Origin of the sequence: Defluviimonas sp. D31 (assembly GCF_033436765.1) — a bacterium.
Lineage (GTDB): Bacteria > Pseudomonadota > Alphaproteobacteria > Rhodobacterales > Rhodobacteraceae > Albidovulum.
In genome coordinates this window covers 1-16,296 of the sequence record NZ_JAWQFN010000018.1, presented here as the reverse complement: position 1 = coordinate 16,296, position 16,296 = coordinate 1, and the positions used below count along the sequence as shown (strand labels likewise).

General features: G+C 62.3%; 15 protein-coding genes. 4 read left to right on the top strand and 11 right to left on the bottom strand.

The features are described 5' to 3' along the window. Positions 1-8 precede the first annotated feature (8 nt). Positions 9-374: a rhodanese-like domain-containing protein gene (locus tag R5H32_RS19100; protein ID WP_318340275.1), complete on the top strand. Its 366-nt coding sequence runs from the start codon at positions 9-11 to the stop codon at positions 372-374. 537 nt (positions 375-911) lie between these two features. Here R5H32_RS19100 and R5H32_RS19095 read toward each other — a convergent pair. Genes R5H32_RS19095 through R5H32_RS19080 form a run of 4 tightly spaced genes read right to left on the bottom strand, consistent with a single transcriptional unit; the run spans position 912 to position 4,865 of the window. Beyond that, positions 912-1,847 carry a metal ABC transporter permease gene (locus R5H32_RS19095; RefSeq protein ID WP_318340274.1) on the bottom strand — a complete coding sequence of 312 codons (936 nt, stop codon included), beginning with the start codon at positions 1,845-1,847 and terminating at the stop codon, positions 912-914. Beyond that, positions 1,847-3,055, bottom strand: a complete 1,209-nt coding sequence (locus tag R5H32_RS19090; protein ID WP_318340273.1) for a metal ABC transporter permease — start codon at positions 3,053-3,055, stop codon at positions 1,847-1,849. The genes R5H32_RS19095 and R5H32_RS19090 overlap by 1 nt, the downstream gene beginning before the upstream one ends. 17 nt (positions 3,056-3,072) lie before the next feature. Further along, positions 3,073-3,897 carry a metal ABC transporter ATP-binding protein gene (locus R5H32_RS19085; RefSeq protein ID WP_318340272.1) on the bottom strand — a complete coding sequence of 275 codons (825 nt, stop codon included), beginning with the start codon at positions 3,895-3,897 and terminating at the stop codon, positions 3,073-3,075. An 11-nt stretch (positions 3,898-3,908) separates the two neighbouring features. Beyond that, on the bottom strand, positions 3,909-4,865 hold the full coding sequence (locus tag R5H32_RS19080; RefSeq protein ID WP_318340271.1) for a metal ABC transporter solute-binding protein, Zn/Mn family: 957 nt from the start codon (positions 4,863-4,865) through the stop codon (positions 3,909-3,911). A 240-nt stretch (positions 4,866-5,105) separates the two neighbouring features. Here R5H32_RS19080 and R5H32_RS19075 point away from each other — a divergent pair, with 240 nt between their 5' ends. Further along, positions 5,106-6,236 carry an aromatic ring-hydroxylating dioxygenase subunit alpha gene (locus R5H32_RS19075; RefSeq protein ID WP_318340270.1) on the top strand — a complete coding sequence of 377 codons (1,131 nt, stop codon included), beginning with the start codon at positions 5,106-5,108 and terminating at the stop codon, positions 6,234-6,236. A gap of 342 nt (positions 6,237-6,578) precedes the next feature. Here R5H32_RS19075 and R5H32_RS19070 read toward each other — a convergent pair whose 3' ends face one another. From R5H32_RS19070 to R5H32_RS19050, 5 genes are all read right to left on the bottom strand, one after another. After that, the gene (locus R5H32_RS19070) at positions 6,579-7,331 is read right to left on the bottom strand and encodes an ABC transporter permease (protein ID WP_318340269.1); all 753 of its coding nucleotides are present in this window, start codon (positions 7,329-7,331) and stop codon (positions 6,579-6,581) included. Positions 7,332-7,334: 3 nt separating this feature from the next. Continuing rightward, entirely contained in the window at positions 7,335-8,111 is a 777-nt protein-coding gene (locus R5H32_RS19065; RefSeq protein ID WP_318340268.1) for an ABC transporter ATP-binding protein, read from the bottom strand. Then, positions 8,098-8,859: an ABC transporter permease gene (locus R5H32_RS19060; RefSeq protein WP_318340267.1), complete on the bottom strand. Its 762-nt coding sequence runs from the start codon at positions 8,857-8,859 to the stop codon at positions 8,098-8,100. The genes R5H32_RS19065 and R5H32_RS19060 overlap by 14 nt, the downstream gene beginning before the upstream one ends. Before the next feature lie 68 nt (positions 8,860-8,927). Further along, positions 8,928-9,887, bottom strand: coding sequence for an ABC transporter substrate-binding protein (locus R5H32_RS19055; RefSeq protein ID WP_318340266.1), 960 nt, complete (start codon positions 9,885-9,887; stop codon positions 8,928-8,930). 73 nt (positions 9,888-9,960) lie between these two features. Beyond that, positions 9,961-10,644 carry a FadR/GntR family transcriptional regulator gene (locus R5H32_RS19050; protein WP_318340265.1) on the bottom strand — a complete coding sequence of 228 codons (684 nt, stop codon included), beginning with the start codon at positions 10,642-10,644 and terminating at the stop codon, positions 9,961-9,963. A 169-nt stretch (positions 10,645-10,813) separates the two neighbouring features. Here R5H32_RS19050 and R5H32_RS19045 point away from each other — a divergent pair, with 169 nt between their 5' ends. After that, on the top strand, positions 10,814-11,500 hold the full coding sequence (locus R5H32_RS19045) for a fumarylacetoacetate hydrolase family protein (protein WP_318340264.1): 687 nt from the start codon (positions 10,814-10,816) through the stop codon (positions 11,498-11,500). A 483-nt stretch (positions 11,501-11,983) separates the two neighbouring features. Continuing rightward, positions 11,984-12,472 carry a hypothetical protein gene (locus R5H32_RS19040; RefSeq protein ID WP_318340263.1) on the top strand — a complete coding sequence of 163 codons (489 nt, stop codon included), beginning with the start codon at positions 11,984-11,986 and terminating at the stop codon, positions 12,470-12,472. 2 nt (positions 12,473-12,474) lie between these two features. Here R5H32_RS19040 and R5H32_RS19035 read toward each other — a convergent pair whose 3' ends face one another. Both R5H32_RS19035 and R5H32_RS19030 read right to left on the bottom strand, forming a co-directional pair. After that, the gene (locus R5H32_RS19035) at positions 12,475-15,342 is read right to left on the bottom strand and encodes an AsmA-like C-terminal region-containing protein (protein WP_318340262.1); all 2,868 of its coding nucleotides are present in this window, start codon (positions 15,340-15,342) and stop codon (positions 12,475-12,477) included. Positions 15,343-15,822: 480 nt separating this feature from the next. Next, a partial coding sequence (locus R5H32_RS19030) for a DeoR/GlpR family DNA-binding transcription regulator (protein ID WP_412099048.1) occupies positions 15,823-16,296 on the bottom strand: 474 nt, incomplete at its 5' end.

Here is a 16,296-nt window from a genome sequence, read left to right as displayed (position 1 = left end):
GAAAGATCATGACTTCCTGTGCAAACGCCGGCGCCGTCGAGAATTCCACCGCCACACCCATCACCGTCGCAGAAGCGAAAGGTTACCATGGGCGCGCAGGCGTAGAGTTCGTAGACCCGCGCCCCGCGGACGCGATCGCGGCCACCACGGGCAAGATCCCGGGCGCGCGGCTGATTTCCGTCGAGGACGTGGAGGCGGGGAACCTGCCGCCGGTCTTCGCGGACAAGAGCCTCCATGTGGTGACCACCTGCATGGCCGGACCCATGGCCCGGCGGGCGGCCACAGCCTTCGCCAAGGCAGGCTTCGGCCGGGTGAACTGGATCGAAGGCGGCACCACCGCCTGGGTCGAAGCCGGTCATCCGACCGTTCGCTGAGTGATCGGCCGAATCCCGCAAATCTCGCCGGAGCCACTGACGCAGCGCCATCCGTCATACGGGTGGTGCTGCGCGCTCAAGTCGGGGTTTGTAGAGAATGTTCGTCAAAGGCATGCCAAGGCCATCTGGTGGTCCTCCGTTTCCTCACCATAGCGGTGGACCAATTAACGTGGGGAGGCTCACCCGCAGCACTGGCGCCCGTCACCGCGGTGTTTGGTGGTCTTGTAAATTGATGATGATAATTGATGTAAGGTCACATTCCCGCGGTTGTTCGGTGAAGGCCAAATCCTGCCCCCGCAACCAACTTTAGCGAACAGCCCGAAGCGACATAGCCCGCCTTGCCGGCGGGCTTTGCTATTGCCAGCATCTCGACCAGATCGCCCTCGGATACCGGCCCCCAGCACCCGGAACCATCATCCCAGTAGCCCAGAAGCCGCCCACGCACTAACAATCAAACTGGACCAGTCAGATTGGGCTGCTCAAAGATGCCCTCGCAGGCTCGCTCGACCCTGGCACGCCGAACCAACGGACGCAGCCTCAGATCGCGGCGTCTTCCTTCGCAGCACCCACTCGGTTTCGATGAGGGGCGAACAGGCAGGCAAGGCCGAGGATCGCGCCAGACACCGCCGCGATCATGCCGGCGGCGCTCACGGCGTTCTGGGCGCCGAACCAGAGTGGCCCGTAGCCCGCAAACACATATCCAAGAACCGCCGACAAGACGGCGAATGCTACGCTCCAAAGAACCTGATGTTCCAGACGGTTGGTCATCAGGCGCGCGGCGGCCGGCGGGCAGATGAACATCGCGATTACGATGATGGACCCGACGGCGTCAAAGGCCGCGACGGCGGCGAATGCTGCAGTGATGACAAGACCGAATCCGATTGCCGCAGTCGGCAGTCCAAGTGCCTCGGCGAAGCCTTCGTCGAAGGTGGAAATCTTGAGCCAGCGCCAGAAGGTGACTGTCAGGGCCACGACAATGGCGCAGACGATCGCGATCCGACCGAGTTCGTGCGGTAGAGACGCGAGCGCCACGGGATCCAGGAGCGAGTCCCAGCCCTTGGCCTTGAACCAGATCAGGCTTTCCAGATTGCCCATAAGCGCATGTTCCACGTCCAGATGCACGCTTGACGTGTCCGACTGCTCGAGAAGCAGCACCCCGCCGGCAAAGAGCGTCGTGAAGGTTACGCCCATCGCCGCTCCAGGTTCAATCCGCCCGAGCCGCTTGATCGCTTCGATCAGGATCACCGCGACGATAGCCGCACCGGCAGCCCCGATCAGCATCGGAATGGCGGTGACAACGCCGGTAAGTAGGAAGGCCACGACAATCCCGGGCAGAACCACGTGGCTGATGGCGTCGCCGATCAGGGCCTGTCGGCGGAGGATCAGGAAGTTGCCGGGAAGCGCGCAAGCCACCGAGGCCAATATGCCGATCAGCAGCGGTGCAAGCGAGAACTGAACGAATTCGGCGCCCATCAGGCTATGCCTCCGCTTTGTTCCGGGACTGGCGTCGGCCCGCCAATAATACGATCGAACGCGGCGATCTCGTCGCGCGTGAAGACCTGCTCGATCGGCGTAAGGCCGTCATAGCGCCCGGTCAGGCTCGTATCCTGGTGGACCCGCCGCGCGGCCTCCCAGCGGTGTTCGTCGCGCGCGATCTTTGCCGCTTGGGCGCGCCCGGCCTCCGTGGCCACTCCGTCGGGACGAATGTACCCCTCCGTCGTCAGAACCTTCAGCGTGAGATCATCGTGAATCGGCTCGCCACGGGACAGCGCCAGAAGTCCCTGCCGCCGATGCACGCGCCGCTGGAAGCGCCGATGCCGTATTATCGCGGCGGTCACGCCACGCTTCGGCGCCAGGAAGAGAGAGAGCCCGAAGAGCGCGGCCGCAACCAGAACGATGATCGGCCCGGTGGGAAGGGCGGGGGCCGAGGCGGAGATGGCCGCGCCGACATAGCCTGAAAACCCGCCGAGCGCGCCGGCATACCAGATCAGCCTGTCGCTCTTCTCGGTCCAGAAACGGGCGGTGACGGGCGGGATGATGAGCATGGCGACGATCAGGATCAGGCCGACGATCTTCAGACCGATCACGGTGACGGCCAGGACGAGGCCCATCATCGCAAGATCGATGCGCCGGACGTCATAGCCGGACGCCGCGGCATATTCGGCGTCGAAGGCGACGAGGGTCATCGGACGGCGCAACAGCCACGTCGCAAGAACCGCGAGCGTGCCGCCGATGGCGATCACGACGGCATCCTGAAACAGCATGCCGGCCGTGGATCCGAGAAGGAAGCTTTCCAGACCTGCTTGGCGCCCCGAACTCATGGTCTGAATGACCGTCAGCAGAACGACGCCGATCCCGAAGAAGACCGACAACACTGCGCCGATCGCGGCGTCTTCGCTGAGCCGTGTCCGTCGCGCCATCGATTCGACGAGGAGAAGGCCGATCCAGGCGGTGACCGCGGAGCCTGCAAGCAGGCCAAAGAGGTTCCGCCCGTCGCCGCCGAAGCTAACCATCAGGATGAAGGCAATCCCGACGCCTGGCAGAGTGGCATGCGCGACCGCGTCGGAGACCAGCGCCCGTTTGCGCAGAAAGAGAAAGGTGCCCGCAGTTCCTGCAGCGAAGCCCAAAAGGGCTGCGCCGAGTCCGACCAGCGCCGCGTTGTAGCCGGCACCGAGCAGCATTGCGTCTAGAAACGGCTTCACGCGCCACCTGCCAGCTGAAGCTGGTCGATATGCGTGGCCGCAAGTCGCCCACCATAGGTCGCGTTCAGGTTCGGACCCGTGAATGTCGTGGCCACGGGGCCCTCGGCAATCTTGCGCACATTGATCAGAAACACATTGTCGAAGTAATCGACCACCGTAGCGAGGTCATGATGCACGCTGATCACCGCCTTGCCTTCAGCCCTGAGCGAGCGGAGCACGTCGATGATCGCGCGTTCTGTCGCCGCGTCTACGCCCGCAAACGGTTCGTCGAGCAGATAGAGCTCCGCGTCCTGGGCAAGCGCCCGTGCCAGAAAGACCCTCTGCTGCTGGCCGCCCGAAAGCTGGCCAATCTGGCGGTCGGCGAAATCCGCCATCCCGACGCGATCGAGGCAGTCATTGGCTCGCGCCCGGAGAGCCCCGGTCAGGCGCCCCAGGAGACCGACGCGTCGGTAGAGGCCCATCTGAACCACGTCGATGACGGTGGTCGGGAAGTCCCAATCAACACTCGCGCGTTGTGGGACGTAGGCGATCCGGTCGCGCGCGGTTCCGATCGGCTGACCGAACACGGTGACTTCACCCGACAGCCGCGGGATGACCCCAAGCGCCGCCTTGAGCAATGTGGACTTCCCGGCGCCATTGGGGCCGACGATCGCCGTCATCGCCTTTGCCGGAAACGTGGCGTCGACCGAGAAAACGGCCGGTTTCTCGCCGTAGGAGACGGTCAAGCCCCGGACTGCCAGCGCGGCTTCCGCCGCTACGGGGTCCTGCCGTACCGATCGGCCTTTCTCGGACGCAAGCTCCACCTGCGCACTGGATGTCATGCGTGGATCCATCAGTAAAGAAGCCCGTTCATGCCCTTGGCGGGCACGTCGCCACCAAGCGCCCCGGCGATCACGGTCGCGTTGTGATCGATCATGCCGAGATAGGTGCCCTCGTAAGTGCCGTCCTCGCCCATGGCGTCGGAAAACAGCTCCCCGCCGATGACGACCTCGTGGCCCTGCGCCGCGGCGCCCTCGATCAGGGCGCGGATATTCCGGTCGGAAACCGAGGATTCCACGAAGACCGCCTTGATGTCGCGTGCCACCAGCATTTCGACCAGCTCGGAAACGCGCTGGAGGCCCGCCTCGGACTCGGTCGAGATACCCTGGATGCCAACCACCTCGAAACCGTAGGCCGAACCGAAATAGTTGAAGGCGTCATGGGCGGTCAGGAGTACGCGGCCTTCCGCCGGGACCGAGGACAGGACCCGGGTCGTGTACTGCGCGAGCGCCTCGAGCTCCTCCAGGTGCGCATCAGCATTGGCGCGGAACGTCGCCTCGCTCTCGGGCTGCACGGAAATGAGCACGTCGCGCACATTGAGAACGACGCGGCTCCAGAGATTAGGGTTCATCCAGACATGCGGGTCGTACTTGTCCTCGTAGTTGTCATGGCCGAGCAAGAGGTTCTTCGGAAGGCTTTCGGCCACGGCAACGACGTTGCCTTCACCTTCGAGGCCTTGCATGAATTCTTCCATCTGCGCCTCGAGGTACAGGCCGTGCCAGAGAACGACGTCGGCATTCGCCATCGCGACGATATCGGTGCGGGTCTGACGATAAGCATGCGGGTCGACACCGGGGCCCATCAGCGCCCGAACCTCGACCAGATCTCCGCCGACCTCGCGCGCCGCGTCGGCAATCATGCCGGTCGTCGCGACCACGCCAAGTTTCTCCTGTGCGTCCGCGAAGCCTGCGGTAATCGTCATGGCCAAGGCCGAGACCGCGGCCAGCAGCGTTCTCTTGGTCAGCATCATCGGTAAAAGCCCCCTGCGTTCGGGCCGGGACCAATCATGCCCGCCCTCGTGTCCAATATTGCGAGTCATTTGCAAGAGTCAATGATATTGCGAGGCATTCGCAAAAATTGTTGGGCATTGGACCGGGTTTGTTACGACATGCCGTGACGCAATCGTCGCAGATCGGCTCCGCAAGCCATGAAAAGCTCCCTCGACGGGTGGGCCCTGCGGCGCCCGGATACATTTGAGAGCGAGGTGCCGATGGAGACCGACCTTCCCTCTGGCGGAGTATACGAGACGCTGCCCGCCCCGCTTTATACCGACCCCGCGGTCTTTGCCGAGGAACGCAATCGGATCTTCCGCCGCTCATGGCACCTGGCTGGCCACGTCAGCGACCTTGCCGCGCCCGGCGCCTACTTCACCGCCGACATCGTCGGCAGTTCGGTCCTCGTCATCCGTGGGGCGGACGACGTGCTCCGCGCCTTCTTCAACGTCTGCGTCCATCGCGGCCACGAGCTTGCCGAAGGCGCGGGCTGCGCGAAGCGGCTGACCTGCCCCTATCACGCCTGGACCTATGACACGACCGGCCAGCTGCGCGCGGCACCGAACGCGAGGGGTTTTCCCGGCTTTGACACCTCGGCCTACCGGCTGAAGCCAGTCAGGCTTGAAGTCTATCATGGCCTGATCCTCGTCAATCTCGACGCCGATGCCGCGCCGTTCTGGCCGGGGGCCGAGGAAGCCTCGGCCGAGATCGCGATCTACGCACCGAACCTCGCCACATACGTTCATGCCGCCCGGACCGAGCGCATGGCCGCGGCGAACTGGAAAGTCGTCGCCGAGAACTTAAACGAATGCTATCATTGTGCGGTTGTGCATAAAACGTTGACGACGGGCGTCGTCGATCCCGACCTCTACCGGACCCGTGACAGAAGCTGGGGCATCCGCCACGAAAGTCCGGCGCGGCCGGACGGAACGAAATCCTACAGTTACGTTGCCGATCCGGCGGCGCGGACCGACCGGTTCCTGACCTGGTGGTTCTGGCCCTTCTTCGCGATCCAGGTCTATCCTGGCGGCATCGTCAACACCTATCGCTGGCGGCCGGTCTCGGTCGATCAGACCAAGGTTGAGGTCGATTGGTGGCTGCCCCGGGCGCAGCCGAACGCGGTGGAGGCCGAGATCATCCTCCAGCACCGCACCACGACCTTCGCCGAGGATGCGCCGATCGTGGATTCCGTGCAACGGGGGCTTGCCTCGGGTGGGTTCGACCGCGGGCCCTTGGTCGTGGAGTCGGCCTGTGGCTCGCAGTCCGAACACCCGATCCTCGCCTTCCAGCGCCACTACGCGGCGGCCATGATGGCAGGGTCGGCCGAGGCGACGGTGACGGCTGCCTGAAATCGGCGGCATTGTGGACGCTCGCAACGCGCGCGTGGCATAGGCGATGCAACGTTTCCGGCTAATGCGGGGCCTGCAGATGTTCGCCGCCGCCGAGGCCTGGGCACTCAATAACCTCAAGGCTGAGCGCGGTCTCACCTCACGAGCCAGTTTCAAGAAGCGGAGCGCCGCCGTTCTCTCCGGGGCGCTGGCCGGGCACGGCGTAAACGGTAATCATCCTGCCCTCGTAGATACAGTTTTTGTGCGTTTGACGGTTTCGGGATACAGGGCCGCGCAGCGCGAACGGAAACGGTCCTGTCTCTCAGCGCTGGGTGGTTGCATTGCCGGACAACGCACCCGGACTCAACGTTTCGCGGCGTAGTAGGATACCCGGCGCTCGAGATAGGCGAGGACCTCCGAGACCGCGAAGGCCAGCGCGAAGAGCACGATCAGTACGGCCCAGAAATGCGACATCAGGAAGTTCGCCGAATAAAGTTCGAAAAGCGCGCCAAACCCCACGATCGAAATCAGGAGCTGGCCGATGATCACGCCCTTGACCGCGCGAATGATCCCGATCCGCACACCGCCCAGGATCTCCGGCAGCGCCGCCCAGAAGTAGATCTTGGAGAAGCTCTCCCAGGGACCGGCGCCGAAGCTGCGGGCCATTTCGATGAGCGAGCGGTTGATCTGCATGACCCCGGCACGGGCGTTCAGGATGATGATCCAGATCGCGAAAAGTGTCGTCGTGATGATGATCGACTTCATCCCGAAACCAAATAGCACCATCAGGACCGGAACCAACGCGGTGAGCGGCGCCGAGAGGAAGATGTTGACCCAAGGGAGCAGGAGTTCGTCGATCAGGCGGTTCTTGCCCATGAGGATGCCGGTCGGGATACCGATCACCACCGCAAAGAACACGCCTGCGAGGAAGGCGTAGGCGGTCTCGTAGAGCGCCTTCTGAAAAGCGGCGGAAGGGAATACCTCGACCAGGGTCGCGACAACATCAGAGAGCGGCGGCACGAAGAACGAAAACTCGGAGCGGCCTATCGCTTCCCAAAGAAGCGCCCAGATGATCAGCGAGGACATGCCCGGCAGGCGGTATCCGAACAGCGTCATGGCCTACTCCACATAGGTTCTGAGCGACGCCCAGATCTCGTCGACGATGTCGAGGTATTCGGGGTCGCGGCGAATGTTCGCGACGTCCTTTTCCCGAAGACCCGTTGGCCGGATGATGTCGCTGACCCGGCTTGGCCTCGGCAGCAGGATCGCGATCTGATCGGAGACGTAGACAGCCTCCTCGATCGAGTGGGTCACGAAGATGAAGGTCTTGTTGTGCGAGGCGACGAGTTCCAGGAGATCCTCCTGGAACTTGCGGCGGGTCTGTTCGTCGACGGCCGAGAAGGGTTCGTCCATCAGAAGAACCTGCGCATCGACCGACAGGGCGCGGGCGAGGCCAACGCGCTGGCGCATGCCGCCGGAAAGCTCGTGCGGGAAGGCGTTTTCGAAGCCGGAGAGGCCGACATCGGAGATGTATTTCGCGGCAATGTCTTCGCGCTCTTCCTTCGCCACTCCGCGAAGCTCCAGCCCGAAGGCCACGTTTCTGAGAACGTTCGCCCAGGGAAGGAGCGCGAAGTCCTGAAACACGAACGCGCGATCGGGGCCGGGGCCGGTGACGGACTTGCCATCGACCTCGATTGCACCCGCCGTGGGCTCCAGGAGCCCGGCGATGATCTTCAGGAGCGTGGTCTTGCCGCAGCCCGACGGCCCGAGGAGTGAGGTGAGCTGTCCGCGGGGGAATTCCAGGGTCAGGTCCCTGAGCGCTTCGACCGCGCCGTAGTTCTTCGAGATGTTGCGGGCCGAAACCGCGATGTCGGTCGCCGGGTTAGTCTGAAGCATAGCCACGCACATTCCCTTCAAAGAGGTATTTCTCGATCTTTTCCAGAAAGTTCAGAAAAAGCACCGCCAGCGCGATGATCGAGAAGATCGCCGCATACATGCTGGGATAATCCGCGATCGAGCGGCTGAAGCTGATGATGTCGCCGACGCCCGTGGGCGTGATCTTCAGCTCCGACAGGATCGCGCCGATGAACCCGGCGGAGACGCCGAGGCGGAGCCCGGAGAAGATGACTGGGGAGGCGGCAGGAATGATTATCTTCAGGACGACTTCCGCCCTCGTCGCGAGGAACGAGGTGCCCATCTCGATCAGGTTCGAAGGTGTGTTGCGCACCGCTCCGGCGGTATTCAGCACGATGACCGGCATCGCCATGATGCAGACCACGAAGACCTTCGACGTCAGGCCGATTCCGTAGATCATCACCAGAAGCGGGATGAGCGCGGCAAGCGGTGCTGCCTGCATCACGATAAAGATCGGGGAAAACAGCCAGTCGAACCAGTTCGAGAGCCCGATCCAGAGCCCGATCGCGATCCCGATGAAGGCCGATATGATCACCCCGATCACGAGCGGCTTAAGAGTTTCGGCGTAGGCCGCGAAGAGCGTGCCGTCGAGAGCCATCGCGCCGAGCGCGGCCATTGAATCCGTGAACGTAGGGAAGGCGTAGCTCACGGGAATTCGGCCCGCGATTTCCCATGCACCGAAAACCGCCAAGGCCGAGACAAGCTTCAAGGTCAGGGATCTGCTGAGCATCCGCAGGCCACCCTCATGAGGTTGCGACCGGCCCCCGCGGCGTGCGCGCGGTGCCGGTCGGCATTGATCTAGCTTCCCGTCGCGGCGTCGAGCGGCGCCATGTACCAGAAGTCATCGATGTTCAGCGTCGAGGCATCGCCCTCAAGCTGGCCAGCCTGGCTGTACCACTCCATGTCCGCCGCGGCCGCCTTGCGCCCGCCGCCCGCCGGGTCGTAGAGCCCGCCTTCGACCGCTTCGGAATAGAAGGTGTCAAGCTCGTCGAGGATTTCCTTCGGCAACTGACCGATCGGCCCCTCGGGGTCGGTTTCGCGGCTGACAATGGTCGGATCTTCGTTCATGTCTTTCCAGACCGAGGCGAGCGCGTTGACGAAGATCTGCACGTCCCCCTCGTTCGCCTTGATCCAGTCGAGATTTGCGAACAGCGCCTCGTCCGAGGCTTCGACGTCGAACATCTGCAAGACGTTGAACTTGTCGCTATGCTCGCGCATGATCTTGTTCTTGTTCGACAGGTCGATGATCGTCGCATCGGCCTGGCCCGCCACCAGCGCCACGACGCGGTTGGCCGAGCCGGGCACGTAGGAGCGTTCGCCGAACGTGATGCCCATCTTGTCCTCGATCACGTTGGCGATAGAGTCGGTGCCGCCGCCTCGGGAATGCAGCAGGATCGGCTCACCGTCGAGATCTTCCAGCTTCGAGTACTTCTTGGTGGTGACCGGAAAGAACTTGAGCTTCGAGAGCTGGAAGATGATCCGCACCGGCGCCTTCGAGCGCTGCATCGCCGCGTAGGGTGTGCCGAAGCCGATATCCATCTGGCCCGACAGTACCGCCTGGATCGCGAGTTCCTCATCCGAAAATGCGGTCCATTCGTAGTCGAGTCCGTTTGCCTTCGCCCGGTCGAGCGCCACGAAGAAGGCGGCGAGTTCGTCCGAGGGTGTTTCGGCCAGCGCGATGCGGATCTTTTCGGCACTCGCACTGCTCGCGGTCAGGGCGATTGCCGCTGCCGCGATCGTGGTCATAAAGTGCTTCATCTTGTCCTCCCTTAAGGCTCTTGTTGGTGCCCGGCTTCGCGGGTTCTGGTTTAAATCCAGCCTCGAACGCGCCTCATGCCTCCCCGAAGAGCCGTGCCGAGACCGATCCGAGGTGGTCGCGCATCGCGGCATGGGCCGCGGTCGGATCGCGCGCCTCGATGGCATTGGCGATGCGGGCATGCTCGTCAAAGCTCGAATGATCGCGGGGTGGGCGTTCAGTGCGTCGGACTACGGTGTTCCAGGCTACCGCGCGGCGCACCTGGTTGAGCTGATCAAAGAGCGCGAGCAGCAGGGCATTGCCGGTCGCTTCGGCGACGGAGCGGTGAAAGGCGTCGTCCTGGGCCTCGTAGGCAGCCCAGTCCGCGGCAGCTTCCGCCCTTTCGCGCGCCAGCCGGAGGCGGATCACCGCCTCGTCCGAGGCATTGATTGCCGCCTCGCGAGCGAGCGCGGGTTCGAGCGATAGCCGCGCTCGCATCATGTGTACCGGCGAGATCCGCTGGCTAAGCTCGCTGATCGCGCCTGCATAACTGTTCGACGCCGCAACGAAGGTACCCTTGCCGACATGTCGCCAGATTGCCCCTTCGCGTTCCAGCGCCTCAAGCGCCCGACGCAGGAGCGTGCGCCCCATGCCGAGGCTCACCATCAACTCACGCTCCGCCGGCAAGCGGTCGCCCGGATGGTATCCGCCATCGTCGATATACGCGCGAAGTTCCCGGATCGCATCCTCACGTTCCGAACTTATGGGTCGTTCAAGCAAAGCGGACACCCGGAATTGATCGACCAATTGGTCCGATTTCTGCCAATTATGCGATATTATTCGCAACCATCAACATAAAAGTCGCGTAAGGACAGGATTGGTTGCGATTGATCTTGCCGTCGAATCTGGTACATCAGGCATTAACGGTTTCTCGAAAAGGTCCTGCGACATGACCCAGTTTGCCATCCCGACTCCGCCGACGGTTGCTTTGCCGATCGCGGATTCCGAACAGATGTTTCCGGTTCGCCGGGTTTATTGCATCGGGCGCAACTACGCCGCCCATGCCATCGAGATGGGCCACGATCCCGACCGCGAACCTCCGTTCTTCTTTCAGAAAAACCCCGACAACCTCGACCCATCGGGCGAGTTTCCCTATCCGGATCGAAGCTCGGACGTGCATCATGAAGTCGAGATGGCGGTGATGCTGAAGTCCGGGGGCAGCAACATCCCGATCGACCTGGCGCTTGGTCATGTATTTGGCTATGCGGTGGCGCTCGACATGACGCGACGGGATCTGCAGGGCGAACAGAAAAAGCTCGGTCGGCCTTGGGAAATCGGCAAGGCTTTCGAAAGATCTGCCCCGGTCGGGCCGATACATCCTGTGTCCAAGGTCGGACATCTTGAGGAAGGTCCGGTGACGCTGAAGGTCAATGGAGAGCTTCGCCAGGAGGGCGACCTGAACCAGATGATCTGGAAGGTCCCCGAGATGATTTCCTATCTGTCAGACTATTTTGAACTGGCCGCGGGAGACGTGATACTGTCGGGCACCCCGGCGGGCGTCGGTCCGGTTGCCAGGGGCGACCTTCTGGACATTGCCATAGAAGGCTTGGGTGGTCTGCGGGTAAAGGTCCGCTAGGGTCAGGACTTTCTTGTCCCGCGCTTGCGGCATGATTCAGATCTCCCCGCGGATACTGAATCATGCCCGACGGTTTGAAATCAACGGGCCCTGGACCTTCTGAATCGCTTCTTTGCTACTCTTTCTCCGTCACCTGCCTTGGCCGGGTCTGGTGACGGACTGGTATATGGCGTCTGAACATGAAGACGGGGAGGGTTACCTCGTCCGGGATGGATTGTCGGCACGGACGCCGCGGGCCGGCAAGTCCTTGCGACCGGTTGAACAGACGGGTCGATACCCTTGGATCAATCGCCACACTGCCCGCGAAGCCGGGACCACTTGAACCCTCCGCTCCGAAGGCAGATCAGGTTTTCCAAGGGCGATGACGGAGGACACTTGGTCCATGCTGAGACTGGTTCGAATTCGTGTGGCGCCGGCCCCTTCTGACATATCTTGCGCATGGGACGGTTTCGGAAGACCCTGACAGGGTACCGGAGAAGCGACATGACCAGTCTTCGATATTGCCTGCCGGCTCTTTTCTGCGCTACCGCGGCCCTCGCGGCGAACGGCTTGACGAACTGGGGGGAGTCCGGTCAGTGGTCGGTGCTTGTCGATCCGGATTCGGGAAATGGATGCCTGATCCAGAAAGACTTCAGCGATGGCTTACGGATCAGGTTCGGGAACCTTCCATTGCTGAGTGGTGGCTTCTTTGCCGCCCTGAGCCGTGACTGGAGCGATCTGGAAGCAGGCACGACCGGTACCGTCAGATTCCTGACAGGCGAGGCGAAGTTTGCCGGGGAGGCCGAATTTCTGGAGGAGGATGGCTGGTATGGGGGCTCGGCTTTCTTCAACAATCCGAACTTCGTCACCGAAATGGCCAAGCGCCGGTCGATCACGGTAATCGGCCCGAGCGGCGGTACCTTCGAGGTCGATCTCGCAGGGTCATCGAAGGCGATCGACCTGATGCAGGAGTGCCAGGAGGCGCAGAAATAGGCTCAGCGTGGGCCGGGGTTGCGGGGTTGTCGCGGTACGGCTTTCAGTTGCTTCACGTCGGGAACGCAAGGCACACGGTTCGCGGTCATGGCAAGAGGCTCAGCAGCACTCCACGATCGACGTTTTGCAAGCTTGACCTTGGGTGCGCCGAGCGGCCCGGACACTTCGAACGGCCATGCGCTTCGCGCGAGCGGCCGACCCACCGGCCGTGGATCCGCCCGTAAGAAGATGCGATCCCTTTTGAAGTCGACAGACCCCGCTCCCACCAGCTGGACGCGCCGCGTTTCGACAACGGCGGCACCTGTACTGACCCTACCCCGGCTGATCTTGAGCGGCGCACGCAAGCAGACAATATCCGCATAGCCCCCCCGCCTTTCGGCAGAGAAGAGCCAAGGCAGGACGCCCAGCCCGGCAAGGTCGATCAGGCTGGAACTTATCCGCCCATTCTTCATCTCGACCGTTGTCTGGCCGCTCATCGAGTCGAGAAAGGCCCGCACGGAAGTGCGACGGCCAGTGAGATTGAACTGACCTGTCAGGATGCCGTAGGCGCCAATCCCTGCACCCAGCGAGTCGAGCAACCGCCCCAAGTCCCAGCCGCCCGTTCGCCCTGAAACTTGTACCCAGCCCGGAGAGCGAACGGCATCGAATGCAGCTTGCAGGTCGGCGTATCCCCCGCCGTAATTGACCCGCAGAGGCCCAAATCTCAGCTTGCCATCCTTCATGTCCACCTTGCTCTTGATGGCCGAGACACCTTTCTGCCCGGTGATCCGCTCTATGCCGATGCTGATTTCTGCATCGATCAGCGGTACGAACTTCTCCGGGTCACGCAGATCTTCCAGGCTCAGACTGCCCGCGCCCTCGAAAATTACGAGCGGCTGGTAGCCGGACAGATCCTCGTCACCGCTGACTTGCGCCTGCGGGTCTTCGGACTCCGCTTCCAGTGTTTCTGGAAGCACCAGAGGCTGGAAATCCGACAGATCCTCCCCGTCGGAGTCTTCGGGGGGAAGAACAAGCGGTTGGAACTCCTCCTCCGGGTATTCTCCGCGGCTTTCGGCTTCGGCCAGCCTGGCTTCACGGTAGACCGATTTGGCCCGCGCAAGTTCGGTCGCAGCGAGGATTGCGTTCCTCACGTCAACCAGGCGCACGGTCTCGCTCGTCACTGCGCCCCGGAGCATGGGCTTGCCTCCAGCGACATGCAATTTCAGGTCTGCGTCCAGGCTGGATTCGCCCGCGCTGACAGTCGAGGAAACCGACAGCCGTTGGTTCCGTCGCTCGGCGGTCAGATCGTAGCCGAAGCGCCCTGTTTCGACCGGATCGAGTTGCACGGCCCGCAGAAACGACGCTCCGTCCGGCGTGCTCAGATGTATCTCGAACCGCATCGCGTCGAGCGCGGCGATATCCCCGACATTGACACCAATCCTGGCCTCCCACAGGTCCGTGTCCCGGGTAGCGAGGTCGGACGTCGAAAGCACGCCCTTGCCTTCCTGCTCCTCCAGCCGGAACGAGCCTGTTAGATGGCCAAACCGGGCGGCGTCTTCTTCGCGCAGCGTCAAGAGGACACGCGATGCCGGAAGGTCGAGCCTGCCTGAAAGGGTGTAGCCCTTGAAGTTGATAAGGTCCGCAATATCGCCGCGCGCGGCGAGCATTGGTGCGTCCTCGGGCCCGATCGTAAGCGTCAGGCCGGACACCTTTAGCTGGCCATCAGATGTCCTCATCACCCGTTCCACACGGAACGGTCCGATTTCCTTCAACTCTTCATCAAAGGCGTTGGTTTCGAACTTGAAGCTCTTGACCTCGATGATCCCGTCCTTGCCTACGGAATGGGTGGAAATGCGCGTCGGTTCGATATCTCGCAGGAAGATCGCTGATTTCGCGGCCGAGACCTGCTGTGCCAGATCGAGCTCGAACAGCAGGTCGAACTCGGGCCCGGCACGCGGATCGGCAAGTGCTCCAGTGAGCAACGCCTTCATCCCGTTCTCGAAATCCGCGGACAGGTCAATGTCTTCAAGAAGAAAGAGCCGATCCCGCCGTTTGATCGACGACGTCGCGCGGGCCGACCCCGCCGCCTTGCCGTCGAGCCGCAGGGTGTCGAGCAGGTTTTGCAGGTCGGGGGTCTCGATATTCAGCGTTCCGTCGAACTCGCCGGGCAGCAGATCCTGCCGGGATTGCCCGGAAATATCGAAAACGAGCGCGCCGAGTTGGCCGCTCGCATCGAAGGGAGCGCCGTCGGGAAAGTCTCCGCGGAACTCCGCCGGTTCGCCGTTGATCAAGCCCTGTGATCGGACCCTGACTGTTGGCCGTTCTGCATCCGTGACCTGCCGGACGGTGAAGTCATTCAGTTCAAGATCGAATTCAAAGCCGGTCGACTGGTTTTCCGAATGGGCGACCATGTCCGAAAAAGAGACTGTTCTTGCGCCTAGAAAGGTGAACACGTCGACATCGTTGCTGTCAGGCTCTGACTCTGCCTCCGGCAATCGGGCCTCGGCCCATGATGTCTTGCCGTCCTCTGTACGCAGGAGCGTAACCGTAAGCCCATGCGCCTCGATTTCGGGCAGCGGAATGCCTCCGCGCAGATGGTGAAGCAGCGCGATCGGAAAACGTGCTGTCTCAAGTGTTGCGAGATCCTGTTCGGGCATCTCTTCCGACGGGAGCTGCAGGCCGGTCACCGAAACCGCCATGCCGCCCGAGAAGGTAAGTGAGACATCGCCGCTGATCTCGACAGGTCGCCTGAGAAGGTCGGACAACTTGGCCTCGGCGATTGAGATCCGCAGGCTCCCAAATACCGCACTGGCGAGAAGAACCCATGCCGTTGCGCAGAAAAAAAGCAATGCGAGGAAAAAAAACACAAAAATTCGCTTGGAAATATACATTGGCCCGTCAGTCCGTATTCCCGTGATCCCGGATCAATCGCCACATTCGCGCTGAAGTTGATCGGACGGCCAGGAGCACGAAAACCTTCCAATCAAACCGGTGGCGGTCAGGCGGGTTTCCCTTGCAGATATGATATGTTCGAGGCGGTAACCGGACAAGCTTGATTGGATCACCGAAAGCTGGCTTCGGTCTTGTCTGATGAAGTTGGCTTGAGGCAGGGCAGGGCGCCGATCGGCCACGCGGATGATCTGGGCAATGCCGCGGATGCTTGGGCGGTCCACCAGAGCGATGCGGATGTTGATTCCGGCGGTTTGGGTTTCGGGGTCGAGCGCCGCAATGCGCTTACCTAATGCATTGAGAAAGCGTATCTGCGCCGCGATCCGACTGTGGACATGTTATCCGGTCGGCTGCGTTCAGAACGCCCTGCTGTAGCGCTTCTCTCCATTCCGACGAACGGACAGGGCTATCAAGCTATGGAGTCAAACTNTCCGTGCCGGTGCCGTGCGCCGGAACTTCGAATGATCCGCCACGAGGAAGACCTTGCGCGACTGGCGCAGCAGGGCCTGGCTGACGCCTACCTCCTGGATATCGAAATCCAGCATGTCGCCGTCCTCGTCGAGCGCGGAGCAGCCGATCACGGCAAGGTCGAACTTGAACTGGCTGATCGCCTCGGTCGTGAGCTTGCCGACGAGACCGCCATCGGCGCGGCGAAGCTGGCCGCCGGTGACGACGATCTGGCAGTCGGGGTTGCCGACCAGGATGCCCGGGACGTTCATGTTGTTGGTCACGACTAGGAGATTGCGGTGGCGAAGCAACTCATGCGCGACCGCCTCGGTGCTGGTCCCTATGTTGAGAAACACCGATGAGTCTTCCGGAACCTCCAGCGCGCAGGCCTTGGCGATGCGTTGCTTGGCCTCCTTGAAGAGGCCGCGCCGCTCTTCGTAGCCGATGTT